Annotated in this window: 12 protein-coding genes; 7 read left to right on the forward strand and 5 right to left on the reverse strand. The window is 44.4% G+C overall.

Features of this window, described 5'->3' with window-relative positions:
- Positions 1–138: 138 nt before the first annotated feature.
- Positions 139–276: a hypothetical protein gene (locus tag H6F74_RS12800; protein ID WP_190441517.1), complete on the forward strand. Its 138-nt coding sequence runs from the start codon at positions 139–141 to the stop codon at positions 274–276.
- The gene (locus H6F74_RS12805; protein ID WP_190441519.1) at positions 273–938 is read left to right on the forward strand and encodes a type 1 glutamine amidotransferase domain-containing protein; all 666 of its coding nucleotides are present in this window, start codon (positions 273–275) and stop codon (positions 936–938) included. Before H6F74_RS12800 ends, H6F74_RS12805 begins: the two co-directional genes overlap by 4 nt.
- Before the next feature lie 43 nt (positions 939–981).
- Here the strand turns inward: H6F74_RS12805 and H6F74_RS12810 are convergent, their stop codons facing one another.
- Both H6F74_RS12810 and H6F74_RS12815 read right to left on the reverse strand, forming a co-directional pair.
- A complete protein-coding gene (locus tag H6F74_RS12810; RefSeq protein WP_190441521.1) occupies positions 982–3,105 on the reverse strand; it encodes a molybdopterin oxidoreductase family protein in 2,124 nt (707 codons plus the stop codon).
- A 647-nt stretch (positions 3,106–3,752) separates the two neighbouring features.
- Entirely contained in the window at positions 3,753–4,463 is a 711-nt protein-coding gene (locus H6F74_RS12815) for a cytochrome b/b6 domain-containing protein (RefSeq protein ID WP_190441524.1), read from the reverse strand.
- Positions 4,464–4,683: 220 nt separating this feature from the next.
- Here H6F74_RS12815 and H6F74_RS12820 point away from each other — a divergent pair, with 220 nt between their 5' ends.
- Positions 4,684–4,878 (forward strand): LuxR C-terminal-related transcriptional regulator, encoded by a 195-nt coding sequence (locus H6F74_RS12820; RefSeq protein ID WP_190441526.1) that lies wholly within the window; start codon positions 4,684–4,686, stop codon positions 4,876–4,878.
- A gap of 85 nt (positions 4,879–4,963) precedes the next feature.
- Here H6F74_RS12820 and H6F74_RS12825 read toward each other — a convergent pair whose 3' ends face one another.
- The gene (locus tag H6F74_RS12825; protein ID WP_190441528.1) at positions 4,964–5,815 is read right to left on the reverse strand and encodes a hypothetical protein; all 852 of its coding nucleotides are present in this window, start codon (positions 5,813–5,815) and stop codon (positions 4,964–4,966) included.
- 1,447 nt (positions 5,816–7,262) lie between these two features.
- On the opposite strand from H6F74_RS12825, the gene H6F74_RS12830 reads away from it, so the two are divergent.
- On the forward strand, positions 7,263–8,420 hold the full coding sequence (locus tag H6F74_RS12830; RefSeq protein WP_190441531.1) for an alpha/beta fold hydrolase: 1,158 nt from the start codon (positions 7,263–7,265) through the stop codon (positions 8,418–8,420).
- 59 nt (positions 8,421–8,479) lie between these two features.
- On the opposite strand, the gene H6F74_RS12835 is transcribed toward H6F74_RS12830, so the two are convergent.
- Positions 8,480–11,047, reverse strand: a complete 2,568-nt coding sequence (locus H6F74_RS12835) for a right-handed parallel beta-helix repeat-containing protein (RefSeq protein ID WP_190441533.1) — start codon at positions 11,045–11,047, stop codon at positions 8,480–8,482.
- 11 nt (positions 11,048–11,058) lie between these two features.
- The gene (locus H6F74_RS12840; protein ID WP_199301163.1) at positions 11,059–12,066 is read right to left on the reverse strand and encodes a sulfotransferase; all 1,008 of its coding nucleotides are present in this window, start codon (positions 12,064–12,066) and stop codon (positions 11,059–11,061) included.
- Between the two features lie 88 nt (positions 12,067–12,154).
- Between H6F74_RS12840 and H6F74_RS12845 the strand changes: the two genes are divergently transcribed.
- The 3 genes from H6F74_RS12845 to H6F74_RS12855 all read left to right on the forward strand — a co-directional run bounded on the left by H6F74_RS12845 (position 12,155) and on the right by H6F74_RS12855 (position 15,283).
- Positions 12,155–12,895 (forward strand): hypothetical protein, encoded by a 741-nt coding sequence (locus tag H6F74_RS12845; protein WP_190441535.1) that lies wholly within the window; start codon positions 12,155–12,157, stop codon positions 12,893–12,895.
- Positions 12,896–13,135: 240 nt separating this feature from the next.
- Positions 13,136–14,038, forward strand: a complete 903-nt coding sequence (locus H6F74_RS12850) for a sulfotransferase (RefSeq protein WP_190441537.1) — start codon at positions 13,136–13,138, stop codon at positions 14,036–14,038.
- A 27-nt stretch (positions 14,039–14,065) separates the two neighbouring features.
- On the forward strand, positions 14,066–15,283 hold the full coding sequence (locus H6F74_RS12855) for a hypothetical protein (protein ID WP_190441539.1): 1,218 nt from the start codon (positions 14,066–14,068) through the stop codon (positions 15,281–15,283).
- Positions 15,284–15,318 lie beyond the last annotated feature (35 nt).

The raw sequence follows: 15,318 nt of genomic DNA on the forward strand, positions 1-15,318 counted from the left end.
TGATAAATGCAACTTTATGGTGACAGAATAAGGCGATATTTGTGATATGGGTTACAGACTGATATTAAAAAATGTAGGGTGAGCTATTAAAAATCCCTGTCCACTTGTAGGCAAAGATGAGAACTAGCAGTCAGTAGCTTGCTGGTGGTGGACATCGCACCAGACAGAAAACAGTACCTGGTTTTAATTAACACTCCTCAGGCATACGTCCAGAAGAAGGTCAAGGCTTTAGAATTGACAGCAACTGGATTTCCCTATCAAGAGCAGCTTTTATGAGCGACCAGAAAAACATCCTGATAATTGTGACCAACCACAAACAAATTGATGCCGACCATCCAACAGGATTGTGGTTAGAAGAGTTCGCGATTCCCTTTCAATTGTTTCGTCAACACACATATACAGTCACAGTTGCCAGTCCTCTAGGCGGGATGGCACCAATTGATCCCCGTAGCTTGTCTACATCTGAGCCAGCTGAAGCTCATGGTGATGCACTGCAAGCGCTACAGTATACGGAACCATTGAATAGCGTAAACGTTGAGGACTACGATGCAGTCTTTTTCCCTGGCGGACACGGGACAATGTACGACTTACCCATTCCTGAAGTGGGTCGGGTGGTCAGCCAGTTTTTCGATGCTCAAAAGGTGGTAGCGGCGGTTTGTCATGGGCCTGCTGCATTTGTGCAAGCAACGCAATCAGATGGTACGCCGATTGTAAAAGGGCGAAAAGTCACTGGTTTTACCAACGAAGAAGAAGAGGAAGTTAAGTTAGCTCAATTGATGCCTTTCTTACTCGAATCCCGGTTACAGGAACTCGGAGCTAAGTTTGAAAAGGCATCTATGTGGAGTGACTATGTAGTTGTAGATGGCAAGCTAATTACAGGTCAGAATCCCCAATCGAGTGCTAGTGTAGCTAAGGCAGTGATTGAAGCACTTGGGTGAACTACCTAAGCAGATAGACTAAGACACCATCAAGTCAAACAACTCAGTTAACACTCACAACTTCAACCAAAGAATCTCCCACCGCCGCTACCCGGCCCAAATCAGCAAAAGCAGATGAAGTTGCCGCATTTACAGTATTCGCTGCGTGAGAAAGCTTGCGCCAGTAACCCAGAGGCGCAACTACCACACCCGGTCGCGTAATGTCGCTAACTCTTGCCGGAACCTGAAATGCTCCCCGGTCGTTGAACACTTTCACCAACTGCCCTTCGGCAATACCACGAGCAGCTGCATCGACTGGATGGACAATTACCCTTGGTTCTCTCTGTAGTTTGCGGTGCTTAGGCAAATTGGCGAAGCAGGAATTAATAAACTGATGCGGTTTAGCTGACAACAAACTTAGAGGATAACGCTCTTTTAGCGCCAGATTATTAATCGGTGACTCCCGCTGCGGAGTGTAAGTAGGCAACGGGTCTACTGGCGTTCCTGGTTGAAATTCTTCACAGCCTTGGCGAAATGCTGGTAACACATAGTTACTATCCACAGCCATAGATGACAGGAACTCGCATTTCCCGGAAGGGGTGGGAAAGTTTCCCGCAGAGTGAGGAATCAAGTTGATTTTTAACTTGGCAAACCCTTTAGTTTTTAGCAAATCCATATCAATGCCTTCTAGCGCAGGTGCAGACCAATCCAAGACCTCCATTACCATCTGCTCATCGCTAAGTTTAAAACACTCTTCCTCAAACCCCATACGAGTTGCCAAGCGCCGGAAAAGTTCGATATTTGGGATGGCTTCTCCTAAAGGCGCGATCGCTGGCATATTTAAAGTTACATAAGTGTGTCCCCATGAAAACATCAAATCCAAATTCTCAACTTGAGTAGTCGCAGGCAGCAAAATATCTGCATAATCAGCGGTATCTGTCATAAACTGCTCGCTGACGACAGTAAACAAATCCTCGCGAGACAAACCCGCCACAATTTTGTCCTGTTCAGCTGCTTGGGTAACTGGGTTGCAGTTGTAGACAAACAAAGCCTTGATGGGTGGATTCAGTTCTCCAGTTAAAGTTTGACCAATCTGCCACTGATTAACCACTCGCGTACCCGATTTGATAAACTCAGGGCGATGTACCACTTCCCAGCGAATGGGGAAAGGCCACATGGGAGCCTGTAGCATACCACCCCCCAAGTGTCTCCACGCACCTACTAACGCAGGCAAACAGCAAATTGCCCGTATTCCCTGACCGCCTCCGGCTTGCTTCTCCAGCGCAACTCCCAGACGAATAACTGATGGCTGCGTTGTGGCGTATTCCCTAGCCAGAGTCACGATGTCTTCAGCTGGAATACCCGTAATTTCAGCAACTCGTTCGGGAGGAAATTCGCTAACTCTCTCCTTGAGTTCCGCAAAGCCGACGGTGTAATTTTCTACATAGTCCGCATCAATTAAATTCTCGCTAATGATAACGTGCATCAGCCCTAGCGCAAAGGCACCATCTGTACCCGGACGAATCGGAATATGCCAATCTGCTTGCGTTGCAGTCTTTGTACGAACTGGGTCAATTACAACTAACTTAGCGCCGTTTTGTCTTGCTTCCTTGATAAACGGCCACAAATGCACGTTGGTCGAGAGTACATTGCAACCCCACAGGATAATGTATTTAGAGTGGGAAAAGGTGTCTGGGTCAGTACCGTGCGTTGCACCATAAGTCATCAGCCAAGCGGTGCTAGTTCCAGAAATGCAGAAGGTGCGTTCGCTGATGGAAGCACCTAGCCTGTTGAAGAAGGCATCGCCAACAGTCAAACCGTTGAGAAGTCCTTCGTGACCCAGATAGCTGCATGGGAGTATAGCCTCGGCTCCATACTGGGCAATAATTTCTTGGAAGCGGCTGGTAATCTCGTCTAGGGCAGCGTCCCAACTGATACGCTCGAATTGACCGCTACCTTTGGGGCCGACCCGTCGCATCGGGTAAAGCACTCGGTCTGGGCTATAAACTCGGTCAAGGTAGTCGCTGACTTTGCCACAGAGAGTACCCCGTGTAAAAGGATGGTCTGGGTTGCCACTTACTGATGTGGCTCGACCATCCTCCACTGTTATGAGCATCGCACAGGTATCGGGACAATCGTGAGGACACGCGCCGAGTACAACGGTCTTCTCGCCCACAGTGCTGACCATAACTTTGCCCCGCTGATTACAGTATTGTGGTCTTATATTTAGCGATCGCTGCTCGGAAAAACTGTTAGAAAAGTTACATAAAAATTAATTGTGTTTTAGTTATTACTATGAGCGGTATCTTTTGTTTGCAACCCACAATAAATACCCTCACAACAACTGCCACTCTCCCACAAAGGGAGAGCGAGGGGAAATTGTGGCTATTCAAAGGGACACATTTTATCGGGCCATGAACCAGGTATGGTTCATGAGGTTAATTGTAGGCAATCAAAAAAACAAAATTCCGTAGTTTCAGATACAAAGCTAGGTCTAACTCTACGCCTCAATAGAGTTAATAATATTCCTGGGTTTGCTGGATATCCCTTAGCGATTAAAGATAGAGTAACTGGAGTTATGGCAACTTTTAACCACTACACTATGGTATGGAGCCTGAATTTTTAGAGGCTGTGCAGACGCTTTGTACAATTTATCGCGTTAGATACAGCTTTGCAGTACCAGGAAGAAAAGCAGATTTGGCAGTCTTCAACTCGTAACCATACATTTAATAACATTTCTCTATCGGAGCAGATGTGCAACGTTAAACGCTCAAACTTATTATCAGGCAATCCATCAAGCGATCATAAAGGACTGGATTCAGTAGGCTAACCAGACTACTTAAAATGTGAAACAATCCAAGCAGCAGTTATGCTCGTCAGCACAATAATCTCTAAAACTTTCAGGGGGAAGGACAGTTTTAACCACTCTTTAGCCAAAGTAGGTCGCCAACCATACCACCATTGAAGGATATTTTCTCGCCACAAAGCGGGACTATCTTTAGGGTGAAATTGGTAGCTTAATATTGACAAGAGAAGGGGAATTCCTCCTACCTTGGCACTCATTAACAGATGTAAGGCGATGCAGACAACCATCACCACCCATGAAATGAGGTGAGCATAATACCAATCATGATTAAGCTCTCCCTTAGGTAGCCACTTTTCATCCATCATCTTGCCAGAGAAAACCGCAAAAGTCAGTGCCAATATAGCAAGCGTGTTAATTACTCGATGCAGCGTATACCACCATATAGGTGTACCAAACTTTCCAAGTTTTGCCACAAAATCTTGCTGGATAAGTCTTTTGTGTCCACGATGGAAAGCGTATAGAGCAAATAGAGGGAATACCAGTAAGGCATATAGCCCAAACGTGCCATGAATTCCTTCTATTTCCTTTAATTCAGGCAAGGGAATTCTGCCCCATCGTCCGTCGTAGACGTCGTATGTCCAGAATGCGGTCAAAATCGCGGCAATTACGAAAAGACCAGTAAAGCCATGCAGAATACGAAGAAGAAAAGGTTGGTATGGCCCAGAGAGTTTTGCAGGCATATTCAGAAAGTTATCGAAATCTTCCCTACGTCTTTGACTTTATTCAATTGTCTCACCCTGCGATCGCCCTACTGACAATACCTTAACCTCTAAACCCTTCACTCACAACCTCTTCAAGTCTTCTCAAAGAGTTGGAGGTGGTTTCCTACCTCAACTTGCCCTAAAATAGAATATCGCCCTATCAAAAAATCCACAACCTATCAATTTAGATAGGGGTTTGATGGCTAATTGGCAGAGTTTTAGACAGCGCGATCGCGACATCGCCAATCGTCTCATGATCAGCGAGAGTACCGTCAAATTTCACATCAATAAAATTGTCAAAAAACTCAAAGCTCAAACTTGTTGCCAAGCACTACATCATGCGATTGTCAATGGATTAATTCAGTGTAACCTTTGCCACTTAGCCGAGGCTTGAAGCAGCAGCCTGGTGCCGCGAAGTGTTAGCCTGCCGATAAAGCTCACAAACCTAACCCCTCGCTGCACCTCAAGCAACTGTTTGCTTACGCTCCCAACATAAAAAGCTCAGTGGAGAGGTTATCAGCATCATAGCTAAGTTGCTTACAGCGCTTCATTGCGATTTCAACCAAATCCTTGATGGCAACTTCTTTCACTTTGATGCCATCGTAATCCCGCATTTCACGAGTAAAGCCTCGCGTGATGATCCAAACTTGCCGAGATTTGCCTTGAATCTGAAGCTCTTTCGATCCACGTCCACCGTCAGATCGCCTTGTCTCAATGGTCAATTGAGATTTATTGCTCAACTTGTTGACGTAATTTTCAATTTGATCCTTCTTGTATTCCTCAAAAGAATCTCTCAAGGTACAATCATACATGACAGCTAAATTGTTTAGAATGAAAAAGCCATCGGCACGTCCTGCCTGAGCTTCTCTAGGGTACTGGTATACAGCATGAATCCCAAGCAAACGCAACAGGGCAAAAACAGCATCCTCAAACTCGTCGCTGCCTTTGATTTGCTCCACAAGTGCAAAAGCATCACTAAATTTTTCTAGGAGTAGCTTGAATGAAGGAGAGTTAGAACCTGTTGGAGATGCCGAAACAAAACTCGATTTTTTAATAACAGATGCAGAAACCGGACTGGATACATCAGCTTTTGCTGTATGTATCTGACGTGCAATCCATTCCAACCCACTCTTTTTGTTTTCTCGCTGCTCCAAGAAAAACTCTAATTTCATCCCATTCTTCAATGACTCAAAAGTCATGTCTTCTAAGTCATCCTCAAAAAACACAATGTCTTTGTCGTAGTTGGGAATTGGAGACATAGGAGTGATATATCCAAATCCTTTACGCCCTTCACCCTTGCGAAGATACTTGACAGTTCCTATCTGTTCCATACTGGTTTGAGTGCTATGTCCGTTGAGATCGATAACGGTTATGAATGACCGCTATTCATAGTATTCCCTTAATACGAGGCAGGCTAACCATTCCTTATCCTGACTTTTTCCGGCTAAAACCTCCAAGCAAGGAATTATCCAGAACCTTTCCCCATAGCATCCCTTAAAGGGGGATTGTCCTGAGACTTTCTAGATCATGTACTCCAAGAGTGAATGAGGCCAAAATCTTTCATACGGCTTCTACTCATTGAATTGCCTCATCCTGCGATCGCGCTCTCCCCACAATTCATCATCTATCGATTTAGATAGTGTTCTGATGGCTGCTTAGTAAAGTTTGAGACAGCGCGATCGCCACCCCTAGTCCTATCGTTAGACTTAAACCTTTCGTATTTAGAGATACAAAACATCTCCTTATCTAGCACTTAATCTGGCAATACATTCGAGCAATTAAGCGAGAAGTGAGCCAATGAAAACGCATTATTCCGTTGTTGTTGTTGGAGGTGGTCAAGCTGAGCTTTCCATAAGCGACTGCTTGATGGAGAGAGTCTTTCTTGGGAAAAATCTGCAAGAATGCACCTGCACCACTATCAGCAACTTATAACATCCTATGGCTGAAATCCTCTTTCATCAATGGACTGATGGTTATCCGAAAACTTGCTGTTCCCCTTCTTGAGTCGTCAAAGACTATTTCACACCTAACAGTGACTCTGCTCTAGACGGTTTTGTTGAGCGATCGCGTACAGCCCTGAAAATTGCAAGCGATCGCGTTCAGGCGAAATATGACAGATATTATGGTTTAGCTTTGCCACAACTGCAAAAAATTGAAGTTAAATTTGCTCACTAAAGTCATCTATCTCAACTAAAAGTGGGGTTCATTCAGCTTATTGAATAAATCCAACTGCAACTAAATTCTCTACTCTCACAATTGTCATATTCAAACTATCTATAGCAGTCCTAAAGGAATCGTAAAATTTCATTTCTAGATACGTTCTATATTTCCCGAAAAAGGGACAAAATGTAAATCTGTCAGTCCTGAAATATCTGAAGCCAGAATCAGGGGCAGTAAGAAATCCGTAAAGTGGAAGTTACAGCTAAGATTCACTCAAACGAAGCCGCGTTGGATGAAATCTGGAGTTTTGTTGGGTTTCGCATCCAAGGAGCCAAGCTACATAGAGTTTGGATTTTTAGCTTTAAGTGAACCGTATTGGTTTTTAATCCACAAAAAAACGATACCGCTTCCGTTGGAACATACTTATAATGGCATAAGTCTTGAGGTAAAGATGTATGCCAAGCATCATCTATCTAACTCAGGGTTATCCCGCAGGCATTACAGTGCCTCTTATTACTACTCCGCTGCACCAACTTTAAGAGTTTTTAGTTCCCTTTTAGCTTGGTTTTTGTAATTGGCAAAACTTATTACCATAATTACAGGAGATTCGCTTTTGTGATGGACAGAGTAACTAGGAAAATCGTCGGCTTCTTGCTACTGCGTAAAACTTCCACTTTAGTTATAGCTGCGATGATAGCCTTACCTATAGGCTTTGCCCTACCTGCTTGTTCGCGACCTTTCCCGCGTCAGCGACCTGTTTTTGATGAGCCAACGTTCACTCCAAGCAATCAGAGTATACCTACTCAGTCTCTGTACAAACCTAATCTTGGTTCCTATAGCGTTGGAGTCGCAGACGATCTGTCTCTATTCGACAGTCGGCGCAAGCGGCAACTTCCTGTTAAAGTTTACTATCCTCAAGGGCAAGGACTATTCCCTGTAATTATCTTTTCTCATGGGGGAGGCGGCTCTAAGGAGGGCTTCTCATACTTGGGCGAATTCTGGGCTAGTCAGGGATACATCTCCATCCATCCGTCTCACAATGATTCATCTTTTTTGAGAGATACTCAGAATGATGCCCAATCTTTAGACTATCGCCCTCAGGATGTATCCTTCATCATAGATTCCATGCAAGCATTGGAAAGTAAAGTTCCCCAGTTGCGAGGGAAAATGGATCGCTCTCGCATTGGTGTCGCTGGACACTCCTTTGGTGCCTATACAAGTATGTTGCTTGCAGGAGCATTGGTAGACACGGCTCAGAAACAGGATGTTAGTTTCCGAGATAATCGTGTCCGTGCGTTTTTAGCAATATCTCCGTCGGGAACTGGTAGAGGCGGGTTAGATGAGCGTTCTTGGGATAAAATCAACGTTCCTGTGATGTTAGTTAGTGGTCGTAATGAAAGAGGCGACGATTGGAGAATGGAGCCTTTTTATAATATGCCTCCAGGTAATAAGTATTACCTCTTGTTCGATGGTGCCTCCCACTCATCCTATAACGACTATAAGCCGGGTGGTAGACGTGGGCGCTTTCAAGATCAAGAGACTATTGAAAATATTCACACTTATCTCCAGAGTACGAGTATTGCTTTCTGGGATGCTTACCTAAAACAGGACAATACTGCTAAGCAGTTTCTCCAGTCTGATGTGTTGCCAAGTAGCAATATAGATCAGTCTCCAAGTAGTAGAGATCCTTTCCCTCCTAGCAATAGAGATGTTTTTCCTAGTGGGGGTAGAGTACCAAGTAGCAGTGATAGTCAAGTCACACTTTTTAAGAAGTGATTGACTCTTAGGAGAATGGTACTAAGTTGACAATCCCAAGGCTTTGAGCCACAGGATTGTCACGGGAAGCCACAAGCGCCTTGTGGCACATCAATGAAGGTGCCTTTCGGATTCACAGTTCCAGTATTTGTTCCTAGCAAAGTGTTCTCGACCTGAAACGTCGAAGAATCGGTCTGCGTCAGTTTAAAGTCTGAGTTGCTTGTGTTACTACCAAGTTGCAAGCAGAGCTTGGCGTTATTGCTCACTATTGCCTTAAAATCGTTGCTCGTCAAAGCGTTGAGCCGGACACCAGCAAAAACTTGAGAATTACTCGCATCTTTATTTCTATCCAGAATGCGAATTCCATCTGAACCGACATTAATAACCATATTCGACTCAATTAGGGCTCGCAGCTGGCTACTGTCTTTCGTTTCTATATTAATACCTTTATCGACACTGTTAGAAATCGTGTTTTTGGTGATGGTTGTCGTCGAAACCGTCCTGTCTTTGAATTCAGCGTTGATGCCGATTGCGGTGTTGGAAATTGTGTTGTTGGTGATGGTTGTCGTCGAAACTGAATTTTCATGAGTTTTGAACCTAATACCTTCAGTCCCAGTGGTATCGATCGTGTTTGCTGAAACCGTGATTTGTACCTTCGGAGTCCCCTGAATAGAACTGTCCACACTAGGAATAGTGCCGAGACCTAGCGTTGCTCCCTGTATAACGATACTCACACCATGATCTGCAACTTTACGAAGTACATTATTGGAAACAGTAGCTATTGCTTGGCTATCGCCATTAAAGGCCAAGGTAATGCCACTATCCGAGATGTTATCAAGGGTGTTGCCGCTGATGGTGAGAGGCACTATTTGAGCATTGTTCCCAATGTTAATGTCAATCCCATCAGTACGAACACCACTACTAGAAGTACTAACGCCACCACTACTATCACTAAAGTTGCCCAGGTTGCGAATAGTGTTGTTCAAAATCTGAACTGTTCCCTGAACTGGGCTGGAACACGGCTCAAAATTTAGACAAATGCTGACTTCGATTCCATCAATGGCGGATGGCGACGGATTATCTTCCACTGTGTTGCCTGAAATTGTCAGGTCAACTGGACCAATATTGTTGCGGATAAAGATGCCGCTTTCAACGTTGCCAGTAAATCTAATAGGAACAGTAGTACCGTTTGTTGTCCCTTTGACTGTATTATTAATGATTCTAACTCTGCCGATAGCATTTTCCAGAAAAATGCCTTCACCCAGCGCATTCGTGACCAGATTGTCGCGAATCGTCACATTACTAAGGTTCCTGCCACTAATAGCTTGAGTGCCAGGAGAATCTACATGGAATCCGGAGATAGTGGTGTTATCACCCAGCGTCACTGTTCCCCTGACTTGCGGCAGCACAGAAGCACCGGAAAGAGGAAGCAGGACGCTTGCTTGCTGAATCGTATCGAGTTGCTGCACTGGACCTGTTGACAGCAACTGGACACTATCTGGAACAGTAAAACTGCTAATTCCAAGATTGGTGCCCGGTTGCACATAAACAATATTGTCAGCAGTGGCCACATTCAAAGCATCTTGCAGTGTGCCATAAGGACGCTCAAACGTGCCATCTCCCCCACCAGCACCCAAGTTGACATGCTCGAAAAAATACGGATTGTTAGTTTTGGGATTTGTTGCAATGACTGTAAACCTTTCGGTTAACCACTCAGATTCCGATTGTCGATCAACCAAAATATTGGCTTGGCGTGCTACCGACTGGTTCATCCGTGCCAGTACCCGATGGGAACTGCTATCTTTCAGGCGACGTGCGGGGAAAGAAGCTGCTAGGCTCAAAACTAGATTGGTGCCAAAGGTGGCATCATTTTGAACTGACAAACCCAAGCTTAAAGTATCGCTCGGACGAACAGCTAAGCGAGTACGCCAACCGAGAATTTCGGCACTACCGGGTGCATCGTAATAGTACAGCCCAGCATAGCCCCGGATGTCACCTGTTGCCCCCAACTGGGCAATTTTAGCACCCGCCTCGATATCGAATCCTGCCATTGCGACTTGATATTGGCGCAGTATTTGACGCGATCGCAGGGAATGGAAGTTTAAATAATTTCCGGCGAAGAAGGTGTCTTGTAGTACCACTCCTGTGTCGAAAATCTCTTCTTTTACCTGTTGGCGGGTATCTCCCACTGGGATGTAGACGTTGGCGCGAACATCCCAGTTTTGACCCAAACTTTCAAACCCCGCACCCAGTTGGTTGAAATTAGCTAATCCTGTGTTGCGGTTGTCGTAGGCGATGTAGCCGCCGATGATTCTGTCGTCAGAAGAACTGTAAAATCGATGTCCTAGCAATAGGTTCCCGCCGAGTGTGGAATCATTTATTGACCAGAGTAGCTGTCCTTCTAAAAAGGTGAGGCTATTTCCCGGATTTTGCAACAGGGGAATAAAACCCTCAAAGCTGGCAAACTCATCGAAGCCTGCACCTGATGTGGTGTAGTTAATTCCCAGTCGAGGAGTAAAAAAGGGGGGATTATCTTTTGCGGTTTCTGTTGACGGCTCAGTTTGGGCGTTAACTGTCTTACTTGTTGCTAGAGTGAGTGTTACTAGCAGTAGCCAACTTATGTACACTAATGGTGATAATTTACTCATAGGAATGTTAACTACTCGTAACCCATTTCTTGAGCTAACTCCACCACTTCAGGCATAAATCCTTTGCGGTCTTTACGCCACGGTAACGAACCTTCGAGTTGACTGGGTGCTATAGTTTGATCGCGAAAAGCTGGAGACTTCAAAAAGTTAGGATCGTTGCCCAAGTGCGCTCCATAGGGGCCTAAATAAGCATAGGGAGAATCCTGAGGGCGTAACATAGCTTCAAAGATCGATTCATCCCAGGAAAATTCTAACCACCGACATATTTTTTCCAAATATAATCGAGGTTCGTTTAAAATGCTTTCCCCATGTAAGTGCATTTTCCGATGGTTGGGAATTTCATTCAAAAAATCTAAGATGGTGCATTGCATCTTGTACCAAGCGATTTGAGGATCGACGGTAGGTGGATTAGTTGCATAATCAACAGAATTAGATAGGACAGCCATAAGTTTACCAGCACGAACATCCATCAGCGACTGGCCTTGGGTTCTAGGATGGCGCGTAAGGTGAAGGTAGTAAGCATCTGGAAAAGTTTTGCGGATGCGATTTAGATTTTCCAGTTTTGCGGCGTACACAGGGCTTTTATCGATAATTCGCAGTGGCGAAACTTTGCTACACAGTTCAATGTAAACTTCTCCTACATTACAATCGCGACGTCTTCTTATCCAGCGATGAGCCATGTCTATCGAATTGAGTGTTTGTTCGCCAGCGTAGAGTTGAGCGACAGTTCGCAATAAGCCATGCAGCTGAAATCGACGAAAACCACTCATGCGGTGTACAAACTGTTCTAGAGTTTCAGTAACAAACAAATTTAGTTCCGGCACCCCATAGGCTTCGGGATGCTGTCCTATCATGGCACAGCTAAGAGAGGTGAAGGAACGTGGAGATGCAAGAATAAATACAGGCTGGGGGACTGGCATAATGATGACCTCTGCTGTGAGGGCGAAAACTATTAGCGTAAAGTCTGCTGGTAAGATAAAATATTTATCCTCTAGGAGAAATTGCGGAGCCAAATTCATCGACAATCGGGTTAGAGTTTGAAGGCTGGGTTAAACTCATGTTTGAAGAGCGAACTGGCTAGCTCAGATATGTACAATATTTCATTTTATGAATCAAAATCGCAACACATCAGACGAAAAGCGGCAAGAAGTTTTACAACGTCTACGAACTCGTCGTGGAGAAGCAAGACGCACTGACTTAGGGCAAACAGAAATGAACCTTGAGCCAGACCCTTCGGTCATGCAACCCTTCCAGAGTTCACAAGAACTGCAAGCAGATGTAGTTGAAGGTGCCGATGTAAGTCTACAAAAATCGGAACTGGCGCAAGACGATAAACAAATAGAGGAAATAGAGAATCTTCGGCTTTTACGAGAAGCTAGACGAGCCAGACGGGCGGACAAAAAACAGGCAAAAATACAGCTAGAACAAAACGCTTCACAAACATCAAAACTTGGGCAAGAAGACAAACTGATAGAGAATTTTCTACGTTTACGGCAAGCTAGACGAGCCAAACGGGCGGGTAGGCAGCAGCCCCAACCGGAACCCGAACAAAACGATCTGCCATTACAGGCTTTCCTGAAAGGACGCAGGCGCAATATAGAATCAGAAAACATTTCGTCAGATGATTTTGTTGGCACTATGCGGCAGCTGTTAGGTAGTGCAGAAACCGATCTAAACTTGCTGCCCCTGGAAGAAATAGAACAGCGCCGAAAAGATCTCAAGTATCGCTATGATTGGATGCGAGCGATACTTGAAGAAATGCGAGAAGAATTAGATAAACTTCAGGAGCATCTGATTGGCAGGCTACACGCAAGTACACAAAGTCAGGAAGATTCCAAGCAGGATTGAATTTTTGCGCTCGCATACTTGAGCTACGTGTCAAATTCTATATCTGCGCTTACCAATAAGCGACATTTACTTCAGTCCAATCTAGCTGTTAGTTTATCCTGTGAATCTCCTACTTTCTGTGCGAATACCTTCTGTAGGCGATACTACAAAAATACTGTAACTACTGCACTGCACCACTTTTGTTCATCAGAATACGTTTAAATCAAGCTGTAATAAATCTCAATCTACAAGCTGCAAGCAATGACTGAACCCCTGATTATCCTCTCTCCTCCACGTTCTTTTTCGTCAGTTGTGTCCACTATCATCGGTCAGCATCCAGAACTGTATGGTTTTCCAGAACTTCATCTTACTGTGGGTGATACAGTGGACGAGGTCATCCGTCATCACGAATATAGAAGAAGCCTGGAAAGTCCGCCCGGATTACTCCGAACCTTAGCACAACTAGACTATGGAGTCCAAACGACACAGAATGTTTTTAGAGCACGAGCATGGTTGGATGAACGACGAAATTGGTCTACTAAAAAACTATTCGACTATCTCCTCGATAAAGTCAGCCCTAAAATTGCTGTGGAAAAAAGTCCAATCACAGCAATGAAACCTCAATTTCTTGAGCGTATCTATGCTTTTTTCCCAAAAGCTAATTATCTGCACATAACTCGCCATCCGATTCCCACAAGAGCATCAATGCTCGAATTTTTTGATAAAAAACGAAGAGTAAAAAGAGATCCTACTACAGGGTTGCCAATAGATCCGCTCAAAGATTGGTTTAATATGCATAAAAATATTATGAATTTGACTAATACACTCCCTCTGGGACAGTGTATGCGGATAAAGGGCGAGGATGTATTATCTGACCCTGATTTGTACTTACCACAAATATGTGAATGGCTTGGCATACGGACTGACGTAAAAGCTATTGAAGCGATGAAGCATCCAGAAGATTCACCTTATGCTTGTATTGGCCCATTTCCAGCGCGTGGAGGTAATGATACAAAGTTCATGCGTAGTCCTCGCCTGCGTCAAGGTAAAGTCCGGGAACCATCTCTTAAAGATGAATTGGAGAAGGGTGAATTGAAAGAAAATTTGGATGAAGAATTTGTTGAAAAAATTGTCAAGTTTGCCAAGCAACTAGGCTATCGGTAGCGTGTTATTAACCCAGAAAGGAAAGAAATGTCTAAGGTGTCTTTAATGACCGCCCAGCGGTTGAAAAATATTAGTCCAGTTAATATAAACGGACTAGGCAGCATAGCTACCTGTTCGATGGCTGCGTTCCAAGAGCGCCTGTACTTAGCGACAATATGCGAGGCTGGTAAAAAATCATACAATGGGAAAATATTCCGCTACGATTCAGAAAATGATAGTTGGGAAGAATTATATGCAGCAGCATTAGAAGGAGAAAATAATTATAAAGGTGTTGGGAGTGCTAATAGCGCTTCGGGCATACCGTTGGCGATCGCATTCTTGGAGGAAACACCTTCGCTAATCATTAGCTTCCTTTCTCCCTCTAGTTCGCAACTTCTACGTTCAGAGGATGGCAAGACTTTTCATACCCTCCCTCAACCCCAGCTAGATAACCATATCCTGTCATTTCGTCGCCTCATGCCATTCCAGAATCGTCTGTACGCCCTTCCCGCAGACGATAAGGCAAAAAACGTCATCTGTGCTTGTAATGACCCTGCAACAGGCAAATGGCAAGCAGTCAATCTTCCAGGGTTCGATAATTTAGACAATCAAGCCATTTCTCAAATAATGGCTTTCAACAATTGCCTGTACGCTGGAACTGTAAATCCCGAAACAGGTTGCCAAATCTGGAAAACTCAGGATACCGAGGAAACACCCTATACTTGGAAAAAAATTATTTCTGATGGTGCACGTGGGTATACCTTTAACTCCTGTATATCTTCTATGGTTATTTTCCAAGGCAATTTGTATTTTGCCACTGGAATGCCTGCGAATGGTTACGACAGAGGTAATAATATTCCCATTACTGCGCCGGAAATCATTCGGATTTATCCCGATGATAGCTGGGATTTGATTGTTGGCGCACCTAAGTTTACTCCCGATGGTTTGAAAGTTCCCTTATCAGTTATGGGTGCGGGATTCGATGATTCTCACAATTGTACGCTCCAGTTTATGACTGTTCATAACGACTGTTTGTATGTGGGAACTCAAGGAAAAGGTGGTTTTCAGCTTTGGGCTACAGAAGATGGTGAAATATGGGAACCGATCCGTCTAGAACCATTAAGCGATCGCCGTGATATAGAAATCTATACTGTAGTAACTACTCCGTTGGGATTAGTTACTGTTTTAGGTAAAACAAATCTCCAGAATACCGACAATCCATCGAAGCCTAAAACCCAAGATTTGGAAGTTTGGTTAGGAAAGTAAATACAAAGCGTGTTGTTGGCTGTACTGATAAACCA

It is taken from the genome of Trichocoleus sp. FACHB-90, assembly GCF_014695505.1.
Taxonomy (GTDB): domain Bacteria; phylum Cyanobacteriota; class Cyanobacteriia; order Cyanobacteriales; family FACHB-T130; genus Funiculus; species Funiculus sociatus.